This window comes from Micromonospora globispora, assembly GCF_003857015.1.
GTDB lineage: Bacteria > Actinomycetota > Actinomycetes > Mycobacteriales > Micromonosporaceae > Micromonospora > Micromonospora globispora.
This window is the reverse complement of sequence record NZ_QGGF01000768.1, coordinates 1-1,946: the sequence shown is the minus strand read 5'-3', so window position 1 is coordinate 1,946 and position 1,946 is coordinate 1. Positions and strand designations below refer to the sequence as shown.

Annotated in this window: 1 protein-coding gene and 1 pseudogene; both read left to right on the top strand. The window is 75.4% G+C overall.

What is annotated here, in order from left to right; translation table 11 throughout:
• Positions 1-367, top strand: a pseudogene (locus DKL51_RS33595) (hypothetical protein); the annotation flags it as partial.
• The gene (locus tag DKL51_RS33590; RefSeq protein ID WP_109947840.1) at positions 364-1,830 is read left to right on the top strand and encodes an NADH-quinone oxidoreductase subunit NuoF family protein; all 1,467 of its coding nucleotides are present in this window, start codon (positions 364-366) and stop codon (positions 1,828-1,830) included. The pseudogene DKL51_RS33595 and the gene DKL51_RS33590, both read left to right, overlap by 4 nt.
• Positions 1,831-1,946: the final 116 nt, after the last annotated feature.

Genomic DNA, 1,946 nt, shown 5'->3' with positions numbered 1-1,946 from the left:
CTACTCGGCCCCGCCCCGGCCCGACGCGCCGGAGGAGCCGTGGGACAGTCCGCGGCGGTGGGAGAGCAGCCGCGGGCCGGTCTCGGCCGAACCGATCTCCGCCGGCCCGATCTCCGCGGCGCCGCGCAGCGGCGGCGGCCGGCACAGCGCCGAGGACGACATCCCGGAGCAGCCGGACTACTGGCGGCCGCCGGCCCGGTACGTCCCGGACGACGTGCCGGTCGACGACACCCCCACCCTGGTGGACCTGGCCTCCCGGCGAGCGCTGCGGGCCGCCGGCGAGAGCCGATCCGGTCGGCGTCGCCGGGCCAGCGCCGAGGCGGTCGACGGCGCGTACTGGGCGGGGCTGCGCGGTGAGGCGAGGTGATCCGGACGACCGTGCCGCCGGTGGCCTGCGTCGGTGAACCACGGCTCACCGCCGGCTTCGCCGAGTTCGGCCGGCTGGACCTGATGGCCCACGAGGAGGTGCACGGCCCGATCGGGCCGATGGAACCGGCCAACCTGCTGCGGCTGGCCGAGGCCATCGACCTGAAGGGCAAGGGCGGGGCCGGTTTCCCGTTCGCCCGCAAGCTGCGCGCCGTGCTGGAGTCGTGCGAGCGGCAGGAACTCGCCGCGGCGGTGGTGGTCAACGCCACCGAGGGAGAGCCGGCGAGCTGGAAGGACAAGGTGCTGCTCACCCGGGCGCCGCACCTGCTCCTCGACGGTGCCGCGCTGGCCGCGTACGCACTGGACGCGGAGGAGATCGTCATCGGCGTGGCCGACGACGACGTGGGCCGGCCCTCGCTCACCGAGGCGCTGCAGGAGCGCCGGATGCCGGTGCCGACCACCATCGTCACCGTGCCGCACCGGTTCATCTCCGGCGAGGCCGGCGCGCTGGTCAACGGCATCAACGGCCTGCCGCACATCCCGCCCGGCACCAAGAAACGCTCCAGCGACTCCGGGGTCGGCGGGCTGCCCACTCTGCTCTCCAACGCGGAGACGTACGCCCAGCTCGCGGTCGCCGCCCGGCTCGGCCCGTACGAGTACGCCGCGCTCGGCACCGACGACGAGCCGGGCACCGTGCTGCTCACCGTCACCGGTGCGGCGGGCCGGCCGGCGGTGGTGGAGTGCGCGGCCGGGACCCCGCTGCGGGACATCCTCGACCTCTGCGAGGTGCCCGACGGACCGGGCATCCTGATGGGCGGCTACCACGGCAAGTGGATCAGTCCCGAGGCGGCCGACCGGGCGGAGATCTCCCGCAAGGGGCTCGCCGCGGTCGGCGGCACCCTCGGCGCCGGCATCGTCGTGCCGCTCGGCCGGGACACCTGCCCGCTCGGTGAGGCCGCCCAGGTGGTCCGCTACCTGGCCGGCGAGTCGGCCGGGCAATGCGGGCCCTGCAAGATGGGACTGCCCGACCTGGCCCGAGCGGTCGACCTCGCGGTCTCCGGCAGCGCCCCGGTGGAGATCGTCCGGGCGGCCGCCGGCGACGTGAAGGGGCGCGGGGCGTGCAGCCACCCGGACGGCACCGCACGCTTCGCCCTCTCCGCGATGGAGGTCTTCGCCGACGACCTGCGCCTGCATACCACCGGCGAGGGCTGCGGCAAGCGGGTCAAGGGAGTGATGGGCCTGCCCGGCCGGCCCGACCCCGACCCGCAGAAGCTCACCCTGGACTGGTCCCGCTGCGACGGGCACGGGCTCTGCGCACACGTCGTACCGGACTTCATCCGGCTCGACACCAACGGCTACCCGGCGTTCCCGTCCACCCCCGTACCGACCTGGCTGCGGGAGGGCGCGCTCAAGGCGGTCAAGGTCTGCCCCGAACTCGCGCTCCGGCTCGCCAAGGCCGAGTAGCCGACCGAGAGGAGACGCGGATGCTGCGTCGTACCACAGTGGTGGGTGCCGTGGGCGGCCGGCCGGCCCTGGCCGCGGCCGTCGTCCTGGTCGCCGCGCTGCTCGGCGCGGCCGCC